Source organism: Enterococcus wangshanyuanii, assembly GCF_002197645.1.
GTDB classification, from domain to species: Bacteria; Bacillota; Bacilli; order Lactobacillales; family Enterococcaceae; genus Enterococcus_L; species Enterococcus_L wangshanyuanii.
On sequence record NZ_CP021876.1, the window covers coordinates 87,597 to 110,454 of the forward strand.

Below are 22,858 nucleotides of genomic sequence, written 5' to 3' on the forward strand. Positions count from 1 at the left end.
ATGAATAACGAAGAATCAATGATTCCCGTCTATAACGCAAAAACAATCGCACCGAGCACCAACAAAGGTGGCGTGCTTAAAACAACAATAGCGGTTAATGCAGCTGGATATTTGGCTAAACAAAACAATAAAATCCAACCTTGGAGGAAAAATAAAGTACTTTTGATCGATATCGATAGTCAAGGAAATGTATCGTTATCTTTTGGTTTAAATCCTGATAGGTATGAAAATTCAATTTATGATGTTTTAGTAAATAATTTATCTCCAGAAAAAGCAATTGTTTCAGTTCATGAAAATATTGATATTTTACCTGCAAATGATGACATGGCTTTTTTTGAGTTAGATGTTTTAACCAGTACAACCCCACCGGAGGTTGTTAAAAATAATGAAAAAACAATAGAAATCATAAGAAAGACAATTGCTTCATTGAAAGAATTGAAGAAAAGATCTAAAAAAGAAAATCTTGATCAATTTACTGATTTAGTTGCACAAATTGAAAAAGACATACAACAACAACTAACAGAATTAACCAACATGTTATCCCAAGATAACAAGAGAGTAGGGGATTTCTATACACTTCTAAGAACTGCTATAGAGCCTTTGAAACAGAAATATGATTTTATAATTATTGATACGCCTCCACAATTAGGTGTAACAGCAGCGAATGTGTTTACGGCAGTTGATGATGTATTGATTCCTTTTCACCCTGAAAAGTACTCATTTAGAAGTATGATTAAGACGATTAGAGCTATTGATAATTGGAAGGAATCCAATCCAGCTCTTACAATAAAAGCGATAATACCTGTTAAAGTAAAGGAAAAAACAATTACTCATTCTGTTTTCTTAGAAAACTCAGAACAGATTATTACTAGCAGTGACCCAATCGAAATAACAAAAACATATATTCCTGAATCAATTAAACCAGCTGAAGCAATAGCGAAGTATAACTTACCTTTTGAACTAATTGATGAAAAAGATTTGAAAACAAAAAAAGATAAGGAGCAGGTTCTTCCAATTCAGAATATTTTTGATAAGCTGTTTGAAGAACTTGGCTACTAATTTAAGGAGTTGAAACTTTCATGGCCAGACAGTCAAATAGTAACAGGAAGGGTTTCAGCCCACAGAACTTATTAGCAGGTCTAGATACAGAGCTGGATAATGATATCTCCCCTACTGACAAGCCTTCAGATAATGATGAATTAAAGGAAACAATAGATGATCAATCAAAAAATGATATGGATAAAAAAGAAAAAGACGATAACCTTACTGATCTCAATAGCTTAACTGAAGAACAAATATCGGAAAACAATGCTGATACAGTGGAAGAATTAGATCATGAGAATGAAGCTCGTACAGATAAAATACAATCACAAAGACCTTCTGAAACGACCAATATCGAAGAACCAACGAGACCATCGTTAGATGACTTAGTGAACAAAGTTGAGTCCAAAAAAGCCCAAGAGAATGTCTATTTACATGAAGATGTTAAGGATGATTTAGAGGTATTTGGAAAGCTTATTGGGAAAAATAACGGTGGGAAATCTTTTGTTGTTGAGACCGCCCTGCTAGAATATTTTGAACGAAATAGTGACTATTTAGAAATTGCTCGGAGTAAATATGGTAAGAAAAAGAAGAGATAAAATACGATAGACCCAAGGAATGTAAAGTTCTTAGGGTCTTTTTTTCACTAGCATAAACATTAGCGTACATATTCTCAACGTCAATCACATTAACGTTATCGATATTGACTATAATAATGTAGTTGTTAATATTAATGTTATTGTTAACGTTAATATTAATGCTAGCAACAGTAATATCATTAATAAGGATAATTATAACGTTGATAACAATATAGTTAATGTTATTGTCATTGAAAATATAAATGATAGTGATAACAATAATGACAATATTATCCATAGCGTTTAATCGTTAAACGAATAAAACATAATAAAAGATAATCACTTTACGATTATTCGGAAACGTGGTATCATTAGTCAGTATAAAAACGACTAAAATGACATACGAACAAACGAAATTTTAATTAAGTTCAGTATTTACAAAATATATGAACTAGGTTAATGTATATTCGAACAATAAAAAAAAGAGACCTAAAATTAATTTGATTGGAGTCAAACTAATTTTTAGAAATCACATACCCAAACTATGTGTTCCACTTGTCTCAATTTGTGTAAGTATATAAGTGTTTTAACCGGCACTTTTATTGATATTATTATACCAAATTTTGACAAAAAATACAATAGATTTAGGCTTATTTGTTGCGCAAAAATGGCTATTTTGCTAGTTTTTGGTAATAAATTTATTAAATCCAGTATTCGTGAGGACACAAGGGTTACTTTGTGTCCTCTTTTTTTGGAAAGGAAACCAAAATGAGCGTACTGAAGCAAGACCTAAATCTTATTTATGCTGCCATTCTAAAGGGTGGATTAAGACAATATAAATATAAAAATAGCAACTTGCGCTCATTTGTTCAGCAACCAGAGGGAAAAAAGGGTGCTATATTTGGTTTCCGATCAAAAGAAGCAATGAATATGGCTCGTGGTGTAGTGTTAACCTCTGAAGAAGCTCTTTGGGAAAATGAAAACTCGTTTACTCATTGGACGCCAAACGTGTTTAGATATGGTACCTACACAGACGATCGTAGACTCTTTGTAACAGGGCACAAGGATCAAAACTTAAAACAGATAAACACGTTCATGATCGATATCGATGTGAAAATTGGCCAATCATGCTCCGGCCAAGATATTATGGATCGCAGCATGGACTTAGGGTTTATACCCACTATGATTTTGGAAACTCCAGGAGGTTACCAGGTATATTATGTGCTGGAAAATCCCTGGTTTATTTCGAGTGCAAATGGCTATAACTCAGTAAAAATTGCAAGAAACGTTTCGAATAATTTAAGACGATATTTCGCTGAAGAACTGCCGGTTGATATGGGCTGTAATCATTTTGGAATCGCTCGAATACCTAGACACGACAACATTTTACAGTACAATCCTGAAATGACTTATGATATGCAAACTTTGATTGACTGGTCATTTAAATACTCAGCAGATAACCAAATTGACATAGAAAGACCTAAGCTATTTCTGTTGCCTAAAAAAAGTAAGCAAAAGGATGCAGCTTGGGTTGATCAGCTGCTTAATAACACACAAATCGAAGGAGATAAGGGTCTACTAGGACGTAATAGTGCTATTTTCACGATGGCATTGGCTTATTATTCTTCCGGAGAATCACTAGAAAATTGTTACGACGATATGGATCAATTCAACACTAATTTAGGCAATAAAGCTTTGAAAGATTCTGAAGTTAGACGTGCGGTTGAATCAGCATACTCAGGAAGATATCACCAAGCAGAACAAGAAAAAATCGATTTACTTATCGAAAGTTGGGGTGCAGAGAAGGCTTCTAAGGCTCCATTTAGCAAAAGAAAAGGGGACAGTGGGTATAGAAGTCACCCAAGTACCTGGTATAAATTCAAAAAAGATCGATCAGAGAGAAAATACTCTCACAAACATGAGTGGAAAGCTGATTTGTTGGCTTTTTTGAAGGAAAAAAGTTATACGTATAAACCGTATTTCGTGACGACCAAAAGAGAAATTACTGAAGAACTGAAGATCCCTAGTCGATCATTGGACAAAGTACTTAAAGAGTTGCAGCAAGAAGGACGTATTTTTTTCACTGTGAAAGCTGGTAGAGGTGGTGGAATTAGGATGGCTACAAGAAATGCCTTGATCCAAACAATACTGCACGTAAAAAAAGAAGTACAAGCAGCATATGTAGAGTCCATTTTAAGCGTCTTTCCCTGGGCAGGTAACTTAGTTAATCAATATTTTAACCAACCAAAAAGCAGAGAAAAACGCTATATACAGCTGGAATTAGGAGGCTTGGACACAGGTTAAAATAAAACGCGCAAATTGCCTATTACTTTATATCTATGATACGTTTTCTTCTTGTGGTACGATTATGTCTGTTCTTTCTGTATTTGTTGTTTATGATTTTGTTAGTGCTATTTATTTTACTCATAAAAATTAAAGGTTTAGAGGATGTGACAAGACGGGTTCCTATTTAATGTATCTGTAAGTAGCTCTATGGTATTTTTTATGTTTGAATGTAATTACCCATTGTTAGTGTATTAAGAAAACTATTATTATTTGAGGAGAAATTAAATGGAAAATGTTGTCAATATTTTTGATGAAGAGAAACAAATTATTCTGATTGGTACTAATCATGTGGAACAAAGTAGTGTTGAACTTGTTCAACAAATAATTGAGCAGGAGCAGCCGGATACAGTTTGTATAGAGTTGGATGAAAAACGTTTTGAAAAATACACTCAGCCTAAAATGTGGGCGGAGATGGACATTATTAAAGTTATAAAATCAGGAAAATTACCTGTGCTGTTTTTCGAAGTTTTGTATTCTGCATTTCAACGGAAATTGGCTTCAAATGTTGGTACCAAAGCAGGTGGAGAAATGTCTCAGGCAATTACTAGTGCGAATAAAATCGATGCGAAAATAGAACTAATTGATCGAGATTCTCAAATTACATTTAAACGTTTGTGGCGGAACCTTTCATTTTGGCAAAAGCCGAAGTTATTCGGTGCATTTGGAAACGAATTTGACATGGCTGAACAGGATAATTTAGCTGATTTACTAGAGTCTGAAAATTTTGAGAATGTATTTGTTAACATACGAGAAAAGTTTCCTAGTGTATATAAAGATATGATTAGTGACAGAGATCAGTATATGGCAAGCAGACTCACTGATTCAAAAGGGAAAAAGATTGTTGCGGTTGTCGGTAGAGCACACTTAGAAGGGATAAAAAATAATTTTGGTAATAGAATTAACATTTCTGAGTTGAACACAATCCCACCTAAAAGACTGAGCAGTAAAGTTTTAGAATGGGTATTTCCAATGTTAATAATTGCATTATTAGGTGTGTCATTTTTATCTGGTACTACGGTTGGTATTCAACAGTTAATCCGATGGTTTATGTGGAATGGTGGATTAGCAGCACTTTTTACATTACTAGCTTTAGGTCATCCATTAACTATATTGACTGCATTAATTACAGCACCTATAGGAGCGTTAAGTCCTGTTCTTTCTGTTGGTGTTTTTACTGCTATTGTTGAAGCTACTGTAAGAAAGCCACGTGTTAATGATTTTTTAAAAGTTCAAGATGATTTAAAGAAAATTTCTACGGTTTATAAAAATAGAGTTTTAAGGGTTATTTTAGTGTTCTTTTTTGCTAATATTGGTGGAGCAATAGGCAATATTGTTGGTGGATTAGACATTATAAAAAGTTTATTAAATTGAGGGGATATGTTATGAAAAAGAGTATTTCAATAATTATAACTATTTTTTTAGGCAGTTTGTTAGTTGGTTGTAGTAAGGAAAATCAAAAAAATTCAACGGATTATCAAGTTATGAAAAGGGCGGAAGCTACTGAACTGTTATCTGTGGATATTTCTTTAGCAACTGATACAGTTAGCCATACTGCATTGTATAATACGTATGAAGGGTTATATCGGTTAGGAAGTTCAAACGAAGTGATCCCTGCAGGTGCAACCAAACTACCACAAGTTAGTGAAGATGGACGAAAGTATACAATCGAATTGAATAAAAAATCTAAATGGTCTGATGACAAGCCTGTAACAGCAAAAGATTATGTTTTTTCTTGGCAAAGAACAATTGATCCTCAAACAGAATCACAATATGCACAACTATTTTCAAACATAAAAAACGCAAAAAAAATTATGACTAAAGAATTAAAACCTACCGAATTGGGAATTAAAGCTATTGACGATTATAAGTTAGAGATAGAACTAGAATCAGCAACGCCCTACTTTCAAAATCTTTTAGCATTTCCTAATTTTTTTCCACAGCGAGAAGATATAGTAAAAAAATATGGTTCTGAGTATGCTACAACCTCGCAAAAAGCTGTTTATAACGGTGCTTTCACTTTAACTAATTATGATGCAAGTTCAGGTGGAGCAACAAAGTGGACATATAAAAAAAATCAGAACTATTGGGATAGATCAAAAGTTAAACTTGATAAAATTGAAAACACAGTGGTTAAAGATGCAGGAACTGCCTTTGCTATGTATGAGTCAGGAAAACTAGATGAAACTTATCTTTTAGGAGAGTATGTAAATCAAAATAAAGGTGAAAAAGAAGTGATAACCATTTTGAAACCTTCAACATACTATTTACAATTTAATATGATTGATAAAGATTCTTTTTTGTCAAACAAAGAAGTTAGACAAGCAATGTCCAGTATTACAAACAGAAAAGAAATAGTTGAAAATGTATTAAATAATGGCTCAAGAGAAGCGATCTCATTTGTACCTAAAGGCGTATATTATAATCCTGATACTGGAGAAGATTTCTCTGAAACATATGAGCCCAAAATGGAATATAATGTTAAAAATGGAGTAGACACTTGGAACAAGGTTTTTAACAATCAAAAAATGGAAATTAAATTATTAATCCCTGATGATGACGGAATAAAAAAAGTAGCAGAGTATTTACAAGAGTCGGGGTTCACGTATCAATGGAACGAAATTTTACTCTAAGATTTCTTACATGAATTTGTAAACCCTATAAAATCAACGTTTCTAAATTTAATTATGAGAACTTACTCATTTTACAGAGGTTTTCTCTCGGAACAATGGAACGAAATTTTACGGTAGGGGTTAAAACACGAACAATAAAAAGAGCTATCTATCTTTTTTAGATAAATAGCTGTGTGATTATTGTCCTAAGGGACGAAATTCTCCTTCGTTTAATTGCTCATTATATTTGAAAGAATATTTCCCCATGAAATTAATGTGTTCTGATACTAGAGGGGAAGAGAATTGAAGAACTTCTTCTTGTATTTGGTTCTCTGAATTAGCTTCCTGAAGTTGTTCTATAGCTTTTTCCATATAAAGCGTGTTCCAATAAATAATTATATTTGCAACAAGTCCTAAAGCGTTTAATTGGTTTTCCATACCATCAAAATAGCTTTGATAGATTCGTCCATTTTTACCATAGCATATTTTTCTATACAAGCTATGGCGAGATTCTCCTTTATTCAGTTGTTCTAGAATATTTCGTGCGTATTCTTCATCAGATAGATATCTGAGTTGATGTTTTGTTTTAAATATTTTTCCAACTTCAATTAATGCACGCCCCAATGGAGTAGGATTTCCTTGATGTTGGAGAGCACGAATAAGATAGCTGGCTTGGACGGTTCCTGATTTTAGAGAACCTGCAATTCGTAAGATATCATCCCACTCTTGCTCTATAATTGTTGTATTTATAGTATTTTTTGAATGTTCGTTCAGAATTTTGTAATTAGCATTTTTGTCTATTCTCCATATTTTTGTTTCGTTTGCTTTAGCTATTCGGGGGCTAAATTGAAAACCTAGTATTCCAAATAATCCAAATACAAGATCACTGTATCCAGCAGTATCAGTCATTATCTGACTAGGTGTTAATGTACTTGTTTGATTTAACAGTCCTTCAAGCAAATAGACTGAATCTCTAATCGTCCCAGAAATAACCATACCATGAAATCCAACATAGGAATCAGATAGAAAGTTATAGTATGTGATCCCTTTACCTCGACCAAAATATTTAGGGTTCCGTCCTGAATGTAGAGATTTCTTTGGTGTAGTAAAGCGTATACCGTCCGCTGAAGCCATATCTCCTGTTCCCCATATATAAGGTAAAGCAAGTTTCTGATAGGCGTCTACGACCTTATTATTGGCTGCTGTTAAAGTATCTAATCGTATATAGTTTTGATTGACGTAGGATAAGCGGTCATTTTTTAAACTTTCTGTACTCTTCTTAGCAACGGGTGACAGCCCTATATTGCACGCTTCAGCTAATAACACTGCTAAGATACTTATATCCAGCTCTTTCATACGCGATCGATTTTCATTTAAATGTGAAAAACACTCTGTAAGCCTTAGTCGCTGATTTACCTCTAATAATATTTCAGGAAGGTCAACAATGGGAAGATTTCTATGAATTTCCTCAATAAGACGTGGTTTAGATAAACTTTGTCTTTTTAGCGGACTAATAATCAATTCTGTTTGTCCATTTTTTTCCTCTATCCTAGCCATGTTGCTATTATTCCAGTTTTTTAGTGTTTCTCTATAAGACATTTCTAAACTGATTTTAAAATCTTCTACAGCAATAGCTCCGTCCTCTGCAAGACCTAACTGATTTACAAAGGATTTTCTTTGCTCATTCCATACATTTTTAGGTATTAGATTTTGCAATGGATCATTATATCTATGACTATAAGGGACATAAACAGTATGTGTCTTTATGCCTTTTATAAAAAGTTCCATAGCAGCAATTATGATTCCTTTATTAGCATATGCTTGATTTTTATCGATAAAATTATGCCACTTGGTTGGCAGATAGTCTTGTATTTTTTCAAAATCTTGATATCGAAGAAATAGATCTCCTTTATCTCTTAAAAAAGACCAAATATAAGCTACTGGACTATCTTTATCACTAACTAAAAAAGGAATATGAGCAAGAATATCCGGAAGTAACCTTTTAAATTTTGAAAATGAGTTTAATAATTCTTTGATTGCCACAGGTTCTTTATCCGAACTCACAATACGTTTTACTTTTGACACAGCTGCTACTATCTCTTGTTTCTCGCGTAGCTCTAAAACATAATCTAACAGCTTCTCAGGTGGAGTTTGTTCGTCAATCAGATCCTCTACAATATGAGACAGCATGGCTGCTGCATTGTCCAAATCTTTTAGTGATCGGAGTCGTTCTTGCTGTTCCTTTTTCTTTGCAAGGTTGATAATACTAGTAAAATACTTTTCTAATGCTAATAATAATTCGTCCATAGCAACTGATCGATACTCTGCAATAAATGAAACTAGGTAAGCTAAACGTCTACTTTCAGGCATACGCTGAATACTTTGCGATTTGGCTTTAGCTGTATACTCAGCATATAATTTTATCTTCCCTTTAGGAATCTGGCTGAAATCCCAAAAATCAACTGAAAAAGAAGCAAATTCTTTTATTCTTTGAAATCCACGTTTAATCTCATAATAAGACGGTTCTTTTAGAGGTTCTCTTAAAGCGTCCAACTTTACTGTAAACAAAGACGTTTTTCCTTCCATAAAAAACAGCGTCAATTGATTGATTCGTTCAATTTCCTTCTTACTAGGAATATTTACAATTGCTTGCTCTATATCTTTGGTTACAGCGTCTATAATGCGCGATATAAACCGTTCGAATGTAGTAAGACCTGGGAGAATTATTTTTTCGTTTATACACTTATTCAAGAAACGATCAGCAAGAAGAGTTGTTTGCTCTGTAGAATACCAAGCACCTTCATATATCCACTGCTCTAAATAATCTAAAACGGCTTGGTCATGGAACTGCCTGTAAGAGTATAGTTCCTGAATCATGAGTGCATGCTGCTTGATTGTAGGAATTCTTGTATAGTAAGAGAACATACGACTTTCAATAGACAACTGCTCTGCCATGTACTCTATTACTTCATTAGGAACATTTGTTAAATCAGAAAGAAATGTTCCTAAAAATCGTACAGTCCCTAACTGTACTGCAAAACCAATTTTAGTACTATCGTTTCGCAAAGTTTTAATAATTGATTTGTCATAATCGTCCAAATGAAAGTATTTCACTAATTGTTCATCGGAAGGAAGGCCCGCATAAGATCCAAAAGACTGTTTTTGTTCTTTACTCATTATCTGTACAGGCATTTAGTCACCTGCCATTTCTTGTTCGAACTCTTTTACTCGACGATAAAATGTGCTTGGGGACAATTCTAGTTTATTTATAGTATCAGTTGCTGTTTGCTCCCCATTTTTCCAACTAAAATACTGTCTTTTGAATTCTTCTGTTATTGCCAATTTAGGTCTACCAAAGACCGTACCAGCAGATTTTGCAATTTCAATCCCTTCAGTTTGACGCAGTTTGCTCTTCTTTCGTTCCTGATCTGCTACATAAGAAAGCATGCTCAAAAACTGATCTTCTAATAAAAGACCAATGTCCCCCATAGTTTTAAACTTTCTACTATCAAATAATTCTGAATTTTCTAGAACAATAATATCTGCTTTTATCTTTCTTGTAATATACTTCCATTCTTCAATTACACCAGAATAGTTTCTCCCTAAACGATCTAAAGAGTCTAAGTAAACAATATCTCCAGAACGAAGCATATGAAGTAATAGTTGATACTGTGGACGATCAAACTCAGCACCTGATTGTTTATCGACAAATATATAACGAGATTCAATACCTAAATCATTAAACTTCTGTATTTGTCGATCTAAATTTTGTTCTTTAGTGGAAACTCTAGCATAGCCAAAAAGCATGTTTATTTTCTCCTTTCATATATCAAAATGTCATTAATAATTATGACACATATCAAAAGTGAAAAACATAGGTTTTGACACATGGTTTTGCATAAGAAAAGACTTTATCAAAAAGTATACTTTTTGACAGACCAAATTTAGAAAAACAAACATTATTATAGAGAAGAACCAAAACATTCGACTTTATACCGTAAAGTTTCGTTCCACTGATACCTGAACCCCTGTTACTGGATATAAAAGGCCTTTTTTCTAGCTATATCAAAGAAATCCCAAAAATAGATTCCAAAGACTTAAAACAAATAAAAAAAATTATCAGTAAGAAGAAATACTTCACTTTTTATGATTACAAACTCGTTAGTAATCACATTATGAATTTTTCAAAAAAAGATATTGAGTTCTTTGTAGAAACTATGTTTCCAGTCGAAAATATACATCTACGAGACATAGAAACTCGAAATGTAATCAGCCAATTTTTTGTAAATTTAGTAACAAAATTCATGTATAGCAATGATCGCAGTGAAGCTAAAAAGTATCTAAACTTAGCTAGAGAAAACAACAAAGAATACAGAAATTATTATTTCTCAATTCAGATCCAATATTTTGAATATATAGTTGCCTACCTAGAAACCTCTGAACCAGACTATTTAACCAAAGCAGACTACCTTATGAAAGCTGTTGAAGATATAGGCGATGTCAACACTGCTAAAACAATGAGACTAGAGTTCAAAGAATTATTAAAAGAGGAGAAGATAGATATTCCAATAGGCTCATTTCCCACAGTAATTACAAAAGACTCATAGTTGCAATAGAGCACTGAACAAGTGCTTTTTTTCGTGCAACGTATCACAGATATAAAGTAATTGGCAATTTGCAGGTTTAATTTTAACCTGTGTCCAAGTCTCCTAAATCTAGCTGCTGATAGCGATTTTCGGTGTTTTTAGAGGTGTTGAAATATTGATTAACTAAGTTACCTGCCCAGGGAAAGACGCTTAAAATGGACTCTACATATGCTGCTTGTACTTCTTTTTTTACTTGCAATATTGTTTGGATCAAGGCATTTCTTGTGGCCAACCTAATTCCACCACCTCTACCGGCTTTAACAGAGTAAAAGAGTCTGCCTTCTTCTTGTAGTTCCTTCAGGATTTTGTCCAATGATCGACTAGGGATCTTCAATTCTTCGACAATTTCCCTTTTAGTTGTCACAAAATATGGTTTGTACGTGTAACTTTTATCTTTAAGGAATGCTAATAAATCAGCCTTCCACTCATGCTTGTGAGAATATTTTCTCTCAGATCGATCTTTTTTAAATTTATACCAGGTACTTGGGTGACTTCTATACCCACTACTGCCTTTTCTTTTGCTAAACGGAGCCTTAGAAGCCTTCTCTGTACCCCAACTTTCGATAAGTAAATCGATTTTTTCTTGTTCTGCTTGGTGATATCTACCTGAGTATGCTGATTCAACCGCACGTCTAACTTCAGAATCTTTCAAAGCTTTATTGCCTAAATTAGTGTTGAATTGATCCATATCGTCGTAACAATTTTCTAGTGATTCTCCGGAAGAATAATAAGCCAATGCCATCGTGTAAATAGCACTATTACGTCCTAGTAGGCCTTTATCTCCTTCGATTTGTGTGTTATTAAGCAGCTGATCAACCCAAGCTGCATCCTTTTGCTTACTTTTTTTAGGCAACAGAAATAGCTTAGGTCTTTCTATGTCAATTTGGTTATCTGCTGAGTATTCAAATGACCAGTCAATCAAAGTTTGCATATCATAAGTCATTTCAGGATTGTACTGTAAAATGTTGTCGTGTCTAGGTATTCGAGCGATTCCAAAATGATTACAGCCCATATCAACCGGCAGTTCTTCAGCGAAATATCGTCTTAAATTATTCGAAACGTTTCTTGCAATTTTTACTGAGTTATAGCCATTTGCACTCGAAATAAACCAGGGATTTTCCAGCACATAATATACCTGGTAACCTCCTGGAGTTTCCAAAATCATAGTGGGTATAAACCCTAAGTCCATGCTGCGGTCCATTATGTCTTGTCCAGAGCATGATTGGCCAACTTTAACATCGATATCAATCATGAACGTGTTGATCTGTTTTAAGTTTTGATCCTTATGACCTGTTACAAAAAGTCGGCGATCGTCCGTATAGGTACCATATCTAAACACGTTAGGGGTCCAATGAGTAAATGAGTTTTCATTTTCCCAAAGAGCTTCTTCAGAAGTTAACACCACCCCATGGGCCACACCCATTGCTTCCTTCGAGCGGAAACCAAATATAGCACCCTTTTTTCCCTCTGGTTGCTGAACAAATGGACGCAAGTTGCTATTTTTATATTTATATTGTCTTAATCCACCCTTTAAAATGGCAGCATAAATAAGATTTAGATTTTGTTCCAGTACGTTCATTTTGGTTTCCTTTCCAAAAAAAGAAGAACACAAAGATACCCTTGTGTCCTTACGAATACTGGATTTAATAAATTTACTACTAAAACTAGCAAAATCGCCAGTTTTGCGCACCAAATAAGCCTAAATCTATTGTATTTTTTGTCAAAATTTGCTATAATGTATTTAATAAAGTGACTCGAAAACACTTATCAAATTTATAGAAATTGAGACTACGGAACACATAGTTTGGGTATGTGATTTCTAATGAGTTAATTTGACTACCAATCAAATTAACTTTTAGGTCTCTTTTTTTTATTTTAAAATTAGATTAACTTATCTCTAAAATTTTGTAAACTGTTTTTTTATTTTATAATTCCAACATTTCATCGATTCTATTTCTAAGATCCTGCAATTCTTCATCCGTTTTGATACTTAGGATAGTTGTTCTTGCTTGTTCTAAAGCGTATTCGTGTTTTGATAAAATAAGCTCATATTTAGCTGTAATCATTTCCTCTAATCGATCTAATGCTTCATTTCCGAAACTCCGCGTTCCATTATCAAATTCTCTGACATAACTTGGAGAAAGTCCTATTGCTTTTGAAAGCTCAACTCTACTTACATAATAGTTTTTGACCAGAAATTTTAGTAAAAATCGATCATATTCGTTTCTAAACTGCTTACTCCCCTCTTCCATATCTTTCCTCCTTTTGTTGTTACAAACAACAACAATTTACATGATAAGATTACCATAAAAACTAGTTTTAATCAATTCTAAATCATCACCAAATTTTTATTGCTTACAAGAATGTATTGTTAATAGGCTTTATTATCATTATCAATATATTACTAATATATTACTAATATATTCTATTTAGTAATATTTTTAGTAATAGTAACTATAAATGCTGTTGTTTTTGCTTTTCTTTCTTAACTTTATCTTTGTTGTTGTTTTTAACAACGAATTATGGTATTCTATTTTTGTTAGTAATACAGTCTATTTTTAATAGTAATATTTTATATTTAAACAAAATTACTTTTAGCATTAATCTATAAGAAAGAAGGAGAAAAACATGGCAGTAGGAATTACCGTTGCAGCAAACAAAGGCGGAGTTGGAAAGACTCTTATCACTATTAACATCACTGGCGCTCTTAGAAAGGCATTTCCAAATGCAAGAATACTTGTTGTTGATACTGACGCCCAAGGAAATACTACTAAATCTTTTAGAGTAAAAGTAGCCAATGATCAAAATACAATTTATGATGTATTTATGGGGACTGCATCAGTTGAAGATACGATTGTTGGTACATATGATAGTAACATTGACGTTCTACCGGCAAACTCTGATAACAACTACCTAGAGTTTGATAAAATGGAAGAATTTCGAGATACGATCTTGGAATGGTTCGTCGCATTAGTAAAGAAATTTAAAAATAATATCTCTGAACTAATGACTATAGAAGGTCTTAAAAAGAAAATGACAAACATCATCGATCCTAGTTCTAACTATTTCAATGCATTAGCTGGATCATTTGATAAGGTTCAAGAAGAATATGACTTCATTATTTATGATACACCGCCTGAGCTGAAGCAAGTTACTTCTTCTGTACTTTCCATTGCAGACGTGGTAATAGTGCCTTATGAACCTGACTTGAATGGTGTTGACGGAGTTACACACCTAATATCAAGGGTGCTGACACTTAAAGAAAAATACAATCCAAATCTTAGGATTGGCGGTGTTTTAGCGAATAAGGTCTACAATACTAATCTACATGCAAAAATGATTAATTCAATGATGAAATATACTAATAGGAACAATTATCATTATTTTGATACTGAAATACCTAGATCTATTACTTTTGCTGACAAATTAGTTAGAAATGGTCTTCCGATTACAATGAATGACCCAAACAACAAGTTTGCTCAAAATTTTTACAAGCTAATTAATGAAATGAACAGGCTAGGTTTATTGAGTAAAGACGGAAAAATATTAGAGATACCTGTACAATTATATCAAGAAAGCGAGGTTGAAGAATAATGGCTAGAAGAAAAAGAGCAGCTGGAAACTTTAACTCTGCATTTGATGAAGAACTAGAGAATGTAAAGACTCCAGAAGACGATCTTCAAAATGATTCTCTACTGAATTTATCCAATGAAACAGTCTCTGTTGAAGAAAAATTATCTACAAATGAAGAACCGTCTACACACGAGACGACATCCGAAACCGTGCCCTCTTCAGAAAGTTCAAATAAATTTGGGTTGGTTAGAGAAACTCAAAAACATCTCTCGGAAATGATACCTAGAACTTATAAGTTACGCCAGGACACTGTTGATTCCCTAGAAAGCCTTGTTTACAAAGATAAAAAACGTAGTAGAAAGATACCTGGTACAAAAGGTTTTATCTCAGATTTTGTCGATAACGCAATATGGCAACATTTTCTTCAATTAGGACTTATTACAGAAGAAGAAGCTAATAAACACGTTAAAGATTACAGTAAATACCCAATTAATATTGACAATTTTAATGACTATATGAATGAAATTGAAGAAGACTATTAATAGTCTTCTTTTTCATTATATTTATAAAGGTAATACATTAGTAATATATTACCTTTATAAATATAATATATTAGAAATGTATTGTTTCTAAAAATATATTTAAATACTGGAGTTGTCCTATGTTTATCATATTTAGTACTAGCTGTTTCTGCAGTGAGTTACATTCAAATTACAATCCTCTTGAAAGATAATATATTTATAAAGGTAATACATTAGTAATGTATTACCTTTATAAATATATTATCTTGACAATCATTTCGTATTCTTACTCTATCCATTCATTATTATCATCGAAAGGGAAGTGTCAGGATCATGCTTAGGACTATTCGTATTTCCCATTAGGATAATTTCTACCCCGAACATTTTTACTCCTACACCATGTCCAGATACAGCTAAACAAACTTATATTATTTGCCCATTGAGCAAGAAATTCTAATCTAAGACCACGTAACCCTTGTATATCTTATAACTGGATCATACCTTGTATTTCCCATATAGAGTTTGGATCAAACTCGCCATATGCAAATAATGAAAACAATCCGCTTGCTGCTTTCATCATTTGTGCTGATACACACCTAAGGATTGACAAAATACTATTGATCCTCCTGATTTATCCCTTATATAACTCCTACTTGCTTGGTTAAAATGTAACACTCAGCAATTCCTTGGGGGGATAACAAGAGTATACATATATCTCATTTAGAAGCGTGGTTGGGAGAGGGTATCGACGTTTAGCTATCTTGGATACTTAATTATTGTTTAAAGGTAAATTGACATAAGTGAGGATTATTTTAAGTGATTGTCGCAGCAGGGATTTCAAGCACCTAAATTGTAAAATGTGATTGGTCTACCTACGAACTCCTTGTCATTAAGGGCTTTGCGGTAGCAATCTTCGTAATTTACTAGAAGAGTGTTTTGTTGGGTTTGTTTTTTAGATAGGAGTTCATAGAATGTTATATAATCGTTTATCAGCTGAAAAGCGCGAGCAAATCGAAGAGTATCTGAGAGAAGGAGTTTCTCAGGCTGAGACAGCTCTATAACTGGATCAACATAGGCCAACGATCTTTAAAGTGATCTGGAGAAACAGTGAAGGAAGAACAGGAAACTTTGGAACGACTACAAAGGCGACCGTGCATAATACAAAGACTACTTTGAATTACTCTCCAGAACAAATCGCTCATGGTGTACGTAGCATTAATGTATCGACAAATACCATCTATAACTGGATTTATTCTGGTTTGATCAAATTTCCAATAAAGAAGCTACGATTGAAAGGGAAGAGATACCGGAGAAAATATAACAGTAGATTACTGATCGGTCTGAAGCAACTATTCTAAGAACTGATTTTGGTCATTGGGAAGCTAATACAGTACTTTCTAAGCGCGATATAGAAACTTCTCTAGCTACATTCGTAGAACGTAAATCACGGCATTATGTGCCCCTTAAAATGACTCGAAAAGACGGGGCGTATTTGTTGGCAGCTATGGAACGCTTAGTTGAAACGTACACACTGGTGCAAAATCAATTACATGTGATCGCGGAGTTGAGTTCGTGAACTTTCATAATGTAAAACACATGGAGAATACTTACAGTTTTAACATGTATTATGTACACCTTATATGCCACAATAACGCGCTTCAAACGAATATCACAATGGGTATTTTCCAAAACCTACAGACTTCAATAAGGTATCTCATATAAAGATCAATCAACGATCGGCCAAGAAAGCTATTCAAATGGAAGTCAGCAAACCATAAATTCCATTTAGAGTACGCTAAAACCTGAAAGTAATGTTATTCGATAGAAAACGTTTCCAATGCAAAACATTTAAAAAAGCAGAATAAAATTGTATAATGAAAAATATTAAGAATGTTGTTTTGAAGGAATTCGTTTATCGCATTTGATACTGAAATTCAGCCAATCGAGACTACTTTGTATAATATATCTTATGTTAACTAAAGAATGAATAAGACAAATAGACCTTAGATTAACTACCTCTCTATGGATTCAAATACTATCACGGTTTTTTGGTAACTTTTATTCCGTTGACCTATTGAACTGATTAGCTGCAATCAAAAGTTTTTCTACTCATTACACATCCCTTATCATTTGAGGAGGTCTCTTATATGAACGTTATTGATTAACTCTGGCATTAGTTCTTTTAAATAATCTTCAGCAAACTGATCATCAAACAACCAGCGATCAATCGTTTCTTTTTCTAAAATAACCGGCACACGATTATGTATCGCTTCGATTGACTTATTGGCTGCTGTTGTCAAAATAATGCTACGGTTTCCATCTTCAAATTTCTTATAGAATCCTGCCAAATAGAGAATTTCAGAGTCTTTTTCCCTGAAGAGAAATTTTCTTTTCTCCTGGTCCCTCTCGTAAAACCCAGAAGTGGGTAAGACACAACGGGTGCTGCTGAATGCTTTAGCAAACATTTTCTTTTCAGTGACCGTCTCTGATCGAGCATTTATGATCGATTGGGACTTTTTAAACCCATGAAAGCTCCAAGCCATCGCTTCAACATCGATATCGTGATCAGACGTGCCAACTAGTAGAGGGACGGTGTTCGTTGGAAATATTTCTCCGGTCTTGATCTCCTGGTTCTTAGCTTCGATTTTCCTGATAATCTCCTCGATCTCTTTCGAGTCTGTCGGATCTAACAAAAACCTTCCGCACATACGAAAACCCTCCTGTCTGTAGAATAACTTACCATCATTCTACAAGCAGAAGGGGAGATTTGCTAAAATATTGATTTACTAAAAGAACTCTACATCAAGGACAAAACCAATATTCCTTTTTGAATAAGAAATAAGTTGATAATGTAATGAGTTATCCGTTTGATTCGTTGTGTAAAATGTGACGTGAGGATACTCTAAAAAAAAGACAAGTTTCATGAACAGTTGTTTTATATCCTCTTTTTCAAGATCATTTGTGGTAACTTTTAGAATAAAAACATCATTTTCTCTATCAAATGATAGATTCGAATCAATTATATCTTTTTCTTGGTACTCAATAAAGGATCTGATTTCAGCACCTATACCAGGTTCATATTCATGGTTAATCTCATCTGCTATCTTCTTAAAAAAATCTTTCATATTTCTCCTACTTTCTATTTAGGTATATATATCCCTTTAGGTCCAGAAGAATGAACTGAGATAATTCCTCCTCGATCATTCGTAACTACTTTATTACCTCTAGGATCAACATATTCCCAAGTTTTTCTCCCCAATTCGTCAATTTTTGATTTCCTTGTTTTCGTATTATTATCAATAATAGCATCGATTCTTTCCGGAGAAAACCCTCTCTCATTCGCTCTTTCCGCGCCATGTTTTGACATTGATCGCCCGCCAGGAGTAACATCACCTGTATCAAGATCATACCCCTCACCGAAACTGCTAAATGCATTCCAAATCGTTCCAACTCCATGAGTCATTGCAGCCGCACCACTTGCAGTAACTGCTGGACTTAGTGTTGCAGTTGCTCCACCTGTAAACGGCGTACCTGCAAGTGAAGCAGCATTACCACCTACTAGCCAAGAAAAACCACCAATAAACTCAGCTGCACCACCTGCGACTGAAAGAAGGTCTCCCACAAACTGTGCAACGGCATACGGCTTAGTTCCTACAGAATCAGTATCAAGTGTACGTTCTCCCATTAAGGCACTCAGTCCGAAGTTTTCATAAATTTTATCTGCAATCCCTACACCAAAAGCCTTTAATGCATTCCAATTATTTGTTGCGATTGCTTCCTGGACTGCTATAGTCATTTTAGGATCGAATATACCATCCACATAGACACCTGTTACGTTTCCAAATTCATCAAAAGTATAAGTAATCTCTTGATTTTCTAATCGGTGAGTTTCTACTTTTGCATCGATCTTTTTCTGTCTCTTGTCCCAAGCACGGCTGATCGGCTTTGCCCAAGACATATTCATTCTTCCTAGATCAAATGTTCCGGAAGAAGCATTCCATGCGGCACCTTTTTCGACTTCGGCTAATCCAGCATCAAAGTTGGCCAACTGTGCTTCAAAATCAGCGAAAAGACCTGGAGAACTGGCATGAAAAGCATAGAGCTTCTGAAGCTTTTCTTCACTTTCTCTGATAGCTGCCTGTACATGCATGTAACGTTGTTCTAGTCCTTGATTGGGTTCTTTCTCTTTATCCATTCGTTGGGCCATACTTTGTAAAGTCAAATTGCCTTGTGCGATCACTGCCTTCAGCTGCTCCTCGATCACATCGCAGGTATCGACTTGTGATTGAAACTCTTCAGGAAACTTACTGTGTGCTTCAATCAATGCTTCACATACCAGGATAAATCCACTGGCTAAAGTTGGATAAACTGCAGAAAAATATTGCTTCGCAGAATCATACGTTTTACCGGATAAAGGCGCACTCATAAAATGACTGACACTATCTTTTAGAACACCACTAAACTGGACATACTGAACGGCCATCTGTTTCGCAGCAGCACTTTGACTGTTGACTTCGCCAACAAAAAAATCTACTCCCATTCGTCCGCACCCACTTCCTGATCAAGCAGCTGCTTTCTTTCCAAATACAGTTGATCTTCTTGGTCCATAAGGTTCTTCTTCTCTGCCAAAAGTTCTTCTGATCGTTCCTCGACTTGCAAGCGTTGTTTTTGTTGTAGTGAGCGTGCTTCAGCTTCTAACTCAACAAAGTAATGTTGCTTTTCTGCTCCTTGATTCGCTTCCATCAATTCCTGGTAAAAGCGCTGTTCCAAGTTTTGGATCTCACCATAGTCATATTCAGCTTCAGCCAGCTTTCTCAGTTCTCTTTGATTGCTTTCTTGTTCTAAATCCAGTTGTGTGAGTTCCAGCTGGATCATCGCTTCTCTATCTACCTGTTTCATTTGAACGTCACTCCATTAAAAAGGTTCGTCATACTGGCATTTATCTTTTGATCGATTGCCGCAAACTCTTTGGCCACGGAATGAATATTATTTCCATCACGAGCAATTGCATTTGATAACCGTTGCCCTCTACTATGTACGCTTGTTAAGCTATTCTTTGCGTTCGTGTTGCCACTGACAGACGTGCGCTCTGCCAACGACGTTACCGCATTGACCGAAGACAATCCGCTTGCTGCTTTACTCATTTGTGCTGATACACCACCAGCGATCGATAAACTACTATTGATCCCCATAATTTTCTCCTTTTTGTCTAGTTTCCACTAGTTTAACACAAAAAGAGGAGTATTTTTTCCATTAATAACAGGATTACATTTCAAATATAGAAAAAATCTGTCTAATTTCTCGAATAAAGAATCAGACAGATTAATGATGTGGCGGAAAGATCCGCTGAATTTAGTTTAACTCATTCATCATGAATCAACAACTCTATTACAAAACTAAAGAGCTACCTACGACCCTACATCCATAAATTGGCTCTAGCTTGTCTCCAAATTTGTATAGATTTAAAGATTTGTTCAACATAAAGGTGGTCAGTAGTTGATTCGCTTCAATGGTGATACTTTCTGCAGCATATAGAACCAATTTGTTTTGCTCTTTTTCTATTCGACCAACGCCGAATAACTGATCATTCAATTCAATTTTGAAATCATACATCACATTGTTTTGCATATCTACTGACAGAATGGTCAAAATATCTGTTGCTCTCACCAAATCCCCCTTTTCCTTTTTGTCTATGAATGAAATGCATTTCATATACCATTCGTTCTATAATTGTGCTATAATAAGAATGAAAAGAGAGATATGCTCTAACATATCTCTCTAATGTAGAACCGTTTAAGACGGTAGCAGAATTTAATTAGTTATAAAAATAACCGTTATCCGGCCAAATGAACCACTCCCTGTCAAGTAGACAGTGGAAATAAAAAAATATCACATTTACTTCTAGTTAAATTTGACTAGAAGTTTTTTATATAGCTAATTCTCTATATTCTGCTGGAGTTAAGCCATCGAATTTAGGAACATACCTTTTGTTCATGTAGAAATTAATATACGTATCAATTCCAGCTTTTAATTGATTAAATGAATCAAAATTTTTATGATAATAATATTCTGACTTTAAAGTTCCCCAAAAAGATTCAATTGGTTGATTGTCTAAGCATTTTCCAGGTCGTGACATACTTGTTTGAAAACCATAACGATCCTTCATATTGCTATATTCTCTTGAGGTATATTGATACCCTCTGTCGGTGTGGATAGTTAATTGATTATTTGAATTACCTTTTAGTCCCTGTTTTAAAGTACTCATTACCAATTCATTATCATTTCTCTTACTGATAACGTAAGAAACAACACTCATATCATATGTATCGATAATTGCACTCAAATAAGCCTTCTCATGATTGCCATAAAATAGATAACTAACGTCTGTAAACCATTTTTCGTTCGGTTTTGACGCATGAAAATTACGATTAATTAGATTTTCAGCAGTATGAACTGGAGTATTCTTAACCCAATTAGGGCGTTTTCTTCTAATTTCAGGAGTTAGTGACATGTTCCTCATCAGTCTACGTATAGCTTTTATATTTATATTCCAATTAAGCTCACGTTTAAGAGCGTAGTGCATGCGAACAACACCAAATATTCTATCAGATTCTAAAAATATTCTCTTTATCTCTTTTGCAATTTTTTCTGTTGTTAGTTCGAGGGCAGAAGGTTCGTTTTTTAGCCATTTATAATATCCACTACGGCTAACGCCAATAACTTTACAAAGCTTGGCAATACTGTGTCCTTGTTCTTTATGCAGTTCATAGACAACAACGTAACAATTTTCCTTCCTTGATAAAGAAAACGGTCGTCTTTTCTTTACCTGTGCCCTTGTAACTTTTTTACAATAGCATTTTCAACCTCCAAATAATCATTCCTTGCTCGCAATTGCTTATTCTCTAAGCGTAAACGATCTAACTCCGTTAATTCTTCATTCTTTTCTTTATTTTTCCCACGACGATCACGTAGACCATCAAATCCTAGACGATTATATTTTTGTATCCATGAGTATATTTGTTGATAGGAGACATCATACCGTTTAACTGCTGCTTGGTAGTCATTATCTAATGATAACACGTACTGAACAATTTCAATTCTTTGAGTATATGTTGTTTTAGTTTGCTTAGACATTGTGGAAAGACCAGCTCTTTTCTGTTTGAATTGTTTTCCACTAGTATAGCTGCTAACCCAAGATCTAAGAACCCCTGTATCAGTAATTCTATATTTTCTTAGTACCTCTATTTGATTCAAACCTTTATACAAGAAATCCTCAACAGCTGCCAATTTAACTTCACGTGAGTATTTTAAACTTCTACTGTAAGCATTTAACCCTTCTACTCCCCATGAATTGTATTTCCTAATCCAATCGTTTATTGTTGATTTTGAGATATTATATTTTTTACTAGCAGAACTTGAAGTTTCTTTTTTCTCTTTGATTTCACGAACGATTTCTATTTTTTTATCATTTGGCACTCTTTTTCTATACAAAAAAACACTCCCCTTGTCACTAGTTTTGTTTTTTCTAGTGTCTACTCTATGGG

At 34.2% G+C, this 22,858-nt stretch carries 19 protein-coding genes and 1 pseudogene; 8 read left to right on the top strand and 12 right to left on the bottom strand.

Annotated features, from left to right (window positions below):
• The 5 genes from CC204_RS19890 (at window position 1) to CC204_RS19910 (ending at window position 6,595) form a co-directional block, all read left to right on the top strand.
• Window positions 1-1,059 carry a ParA family protein gene (locus tag CC204_RS19890; RefSeq protein WP_088271816.1) on the top strand — a complete coding sequence of 353 codons (1,059 nt, stop codon included), beginning with the start codon at window positions 1-3 and terminating at the stop codon, window positions 1,057-1,059.
• A gap of 20 nt (window positions 1,060-1,079) precedes the next feature.
• Entirely contained in the window at window positions 1,080-1,640 is a 561-nt protein-coding gene (locus CC204_RS19895) for a hypothetical protein (RefSeq protein ID WP_088271817.1), read from the top strand.
• Between the two features lie 747 nt (window positions 1,641-2,387).
• Complete coding sequence (locus CC204_RS19900) at window positions 2,388-3,923, top strand: primase C-terminal domain-containing protein (RefSeq protein WP_088271818.1); 1,536 nt, start codon at window positions 2,388-2,390, stop codon at window positions 3,921-3,923.
• A 267-nt stretch (window positions 3,924-4,190) separates the two neighbouring features.
• Window positions 4,191-5,336 (top strand): TraB/GumN family protein, encoded by a 1,146-nt coding sequence (locus CC204_RS19905; RefSeq protein ID WP_088271819.1) that lies wholly within the window; start codon window positions 4,191-4,193, stop codon window positions 5,334-5,336.
• Between the two features lie 11 nt (window positions 5,337-5,347).
• Window positions 5,348-6,595, top strand: coding sequence for a peptide ABC transporter substrate-binding protein (locus CC204_RS19910; RefSeq protein WP_088271820.1), 1,248 nt, complete (start codon window positions 5,348-5,350; stop codon window positions 6,593-6,595).
• Between the two features lie 177 nt (window positions 6,596-6,772).
• Here CC204_RS19910 and CC204_RS19915 read toward each other — a convergent pair whose 3' ends face one another.
• Window positions 6,773-9,766 (bottom strand): Tn3 family transposase, encoded by a 2,994-nt coding sequence (locus CC204_RS19915; protein WP_227011273.1) that lies wholly within the window; start codon window positions 9,764-9,766, stop codon window positions 6,773-6,775.
• Complete coding sequence (locus CC204_RS19920) at window positions 9,767-10,381, bottom strand: recombinase family protein (protein ID WP_088271783.1); 615 nt, start codon at window positions 10,379-10,381, stop codon at window positions 9,767-9,769.
• Between the two features lie 368 nt (window positions 10,382-10,749).
• Here CC204_RS19920 and CC204_RS19925 point away from each other — a divergent pair, with 368 nt between their 5' ends.
• Complete coding sequence (locus CC204_RS19925) at window positions 10,750-11,181, top strand: hypothetical protein (RefSeq protein WP_088271866.1); 432 nt, start codon at window positions 10,750-10,752, stop codon at window positions 11,179-11,181.
• An 82-nt stretch (window positions 11,182-11,263) separates the two neighbouring features.
• Here the strand turns inward: CC204_RS19925 and CC204_RS19930 are convergent, their stop codons facing one another.
• Window positions 11,264-12,799: a primase C-terminal domain-containing protein gene (locus CC204_RS19930; RefSeq protein WP_088271867.1), complete on the bottom strand. Its 1,536-nt coding sequence runs from the start codon at window positions 12,797-12,799 to the stop codon at window positions 11,264-11,266.
• A 346-nt stretch (window positions 12,800-13,145) separates the two neighbouring features.
• On the bottom strand, window positions 13,146-13,472 hold the full coding sequence (locus CC204_RS19935) for a helix-turn-helix domain-containing protein (RefSeq protein WP_088271868.1): 327 nt from the start codon (window positions 13,470-13,472) through the stop codon (window positions 13,146-13,148).
• Window positions 13,473-13,848: 376 nt separating this feature from the next.
• Here CC204_RS19935 and CC204_RS19940 point away from each other — a divergent pair, with 376 nt between their 5' ends.
• Window positions 13,849-14,814: a ParA family protein gene (locus CC204_RS19940; protein ID WP_088271869.1), complete on the top strand. Its 966-nt coding sequence runs from the start codon at window positions 13,849-13,851 to the stop codon at window positions 14,812-14,814.
• A complete protein-coding gene (locus CC204_RS19945) occupies window positions 14,814-15,335 on the top strand; it encodes a hypothetical protein (protein ID WP_088271870.1) in 522 nt (173 codons plus the stop codon). Before CC204_RS19940 ends, CC204_RS19945 begins: the two co-directional genes overlap by 1 nt.
• A gap of 2,105 nt (window positions 15,336-17,440) precedes the next feature.
• Here the strand turns inward: CC204_RS19945 and CC204_RS19955 are convergent.
• The 8 genes and pseudogenes from CC204_RS19955 to CC204_RS19990 form a co-directional block, all read right to left on the bottom strand.
• On the bottom strand, window positions 17,441-18,022 hold the full coding sequence (locus CC204_RS19955; protein WP_088271871.1) for an SOS response-associated peptidase: 582 nt from the start codon (window positions 18,020-18,022) through the stop codon (window positions 17,441-17,443).
• 78 nt (window positions 18,023-18,100) lie between these two features.
• Entirely contained in the window at window positions 18,101-18,439 is a 339-nt protein-coding gene (locus tag CC204_RS19960) for a hypothetical protein (RefSeq protein WP_088271872.1), read from the bottom strand.
• A 14-nt stretch (window positions 18,440-18,453) separates the two neighbouring features.
• Window positions 18,454-19,854: a T7SS effector LXG polymorphic toxin gene (locus tag CC204_RS19965; protein ID WP_088271873.1), complete on the bottom strand. Its 1,401-nt coding sequence runs from the start codon at window positions 19,852-19,854 to the stop codon at window positions 18,454-18,456.
• Window positions 19,845-20,213: a DUF3958 family protein gene (locus CC204_RS19970; RefSeq protein ID WP_088271874.1), complete on the bottom strand. Its 369-nt coding sequence runs from the start codon at window positions 20,211-20,213 to the stop codon at window positions 19,845-19,847. The genes CC204_RS19965 and CC204_RS19970 overlap by 10 nt, the downstream gene beginning before the upstream one ends.
• Complete coding sequence (locus CC204_RS19975) at window positions 20,210-20,506, bottom strand: TIGR04197 family type VII secretion effector (protein WP_088271875.1); 297 nt, start codon at window positions 20,504-20,506, stop codon at window positions 20,210-20,212. The genes CC204_RS19970 and CC204_RS19975 overlap by 4 nt, the downstream gene beginning before the upstream one ends.
• 196 nt (window positions 20,507-20,702) lie before the next feature.
• Complete coding sequence (locus CC204_RS19980) at window positions 20,703-20,981, bottom strand: hypothetical protein (protein WP_088271876.1); 279 nt, start codon at window positions 20,979-20,981, stop codon at window positions 20,703-20,705.
• A gap of 259 nt (window positions 20,982-21,240) precedes the next feature.
• Window positions 21,241-22,101, bottom strand: a pseudogene (locus CC204_RS19985) (IS3 family transposase); the annotation flags it as partial.
• 35 nt (window positions 22,102-22,136) lie between these two features.
• Window positions 22,137-22,805 (bottom strand): helix-turn-helix domain-containing protein, encoded by a 669-nt coding sequence (locus CC204_RS19990; protein WP_088271877.1) that lies wholly within the window; start codon window positions 22,803-22,805, stop codon window positions 22,137-22,139.
• Window positions 22,806-22,858: the final 53 nt, after the last annotated feature.

Excerpts from the sequence above, each read along its gene's own strand:
- CC204_RS19965 (WP_088271873.1), bottom strand. The coding sequence starts at position 19,854 with ATGGGAGTAGATTTTTTTGTTGGCGAAGTCAACAGTCAAAGTGCTGCT.
- CC204_RS19960 (WP_088271872.1), bottom strand. The coding sequence starts at position 18,439 with ATGAAAGATTTTTTTAAGAAGATAGCAGATGAGATTAACCATGAATAT.
- CC204_RS19930 (WP_088271867.1), bottom strand. The coding sequence starts at position 12,799 with ATGAACGTACTGGAACAAAATCTAAATCTTATTTATGCTGCCATTTTA.
- CC204_RS19945 (WP_088271870.1), top strand. The coding sequence starts at position 14,814 with ATGGCTAGAAGAAAAAGAGCAGCTGGAAACTTTAACTCTGCATTTGAT.
- CC204_RS19895 (WP_088271817.1), top strand. The coding sequence starts at position 1,080 with ATGGCCAGACAGTCAAATAGTAACAGGAAGGGTTTCAGCCCACAGAAC.
- CC204_RS19970 (WP_088271874.1), bottom strand. The coding sequence starts at position 20,213 with ATGAAACAGGTAGATAGAGAAGCGATGATCCAGCTGGAACTCACACAA.
- CC204_RS19925 (WP_088271866.1), top strand. The coding sequence starts at position 10,750 with ATGAATTTTTCAAAAAAAGATATTGAGTTCTTTGTAGAAACTATGTTT.
- CC204_RS19905 (WP_088271819.1), top strand. The coding sequence starts at position 4,191 with ATGGAAAATGTTGTCAATATTTTTGATGAAGAGAAACAAATTATTCTG.
- CC204_RS19915 (WP_227011273.1), bottom strand. The coding sequence starts at position 9,766 with ATGCCTGTACAGATAATGAGTAAAGAACAAAAACAGTCTTTTGGATCT.
- CC204_RS19975 (WP_088271875.1), bottom strand. The coding sequence starts at position 20,506 with ATGGGGATCAATAGTAGTTTATCGATCGCTGGTGGTGTATCAGCACAA.
- CC204_RS19890 (WP_088271816.1), top strand. The coding sequence starts at position 1 with ATGAATAACGAAGAATCAATGATTCCCGTCTATAACGCAAAAACAATC.
- CC204_RS19900 (WP_088271818.1), top strand. The coding sequence starts at position 2,388 with ATGAGCGTACTGAAGCAAGACCTAAATCTTATTTATGCTGCCATTCTA.
- CC204_RS19940 (WP_088271869.1), top strand. The coding sequence starts at position 13,849 with ATGGCAGTAGGAATTACCGTTGCAGCAAACAAAGGCGGAGTTGGAAAG.
- CC204_RS19955 (WP_088271871.1), bottom strand. The coding sequence starts at position 18,022 with ATGTGCGGAAGGTTTTTGTTAGATCCGACAGACTCGAAAGAGATCGAG.
- CC204_RS19920 (WP_088271783.1), bottom strand. The coding sequence starts at position 10,381 with ATGCTTTTTGGCTATGCTAGAGTTTCCACTAAAGAACAAAATTTAGAT.
- CC204_RS19910 (WP_088271820.1), top strand. The coding sequence starts at position 5,348 with ATGAAAAAGAGTATTTCAATAATTATAACTATTTTTTTAGGCAGTTTG.
- CC204_RS19935 (WP_088271868.1), bottom strand. The coding sequence starts at position 13,472 with ATGGAAGAGGGGAGTAAGCAGTTTAGAAACGAATATGATCGATTTTTA.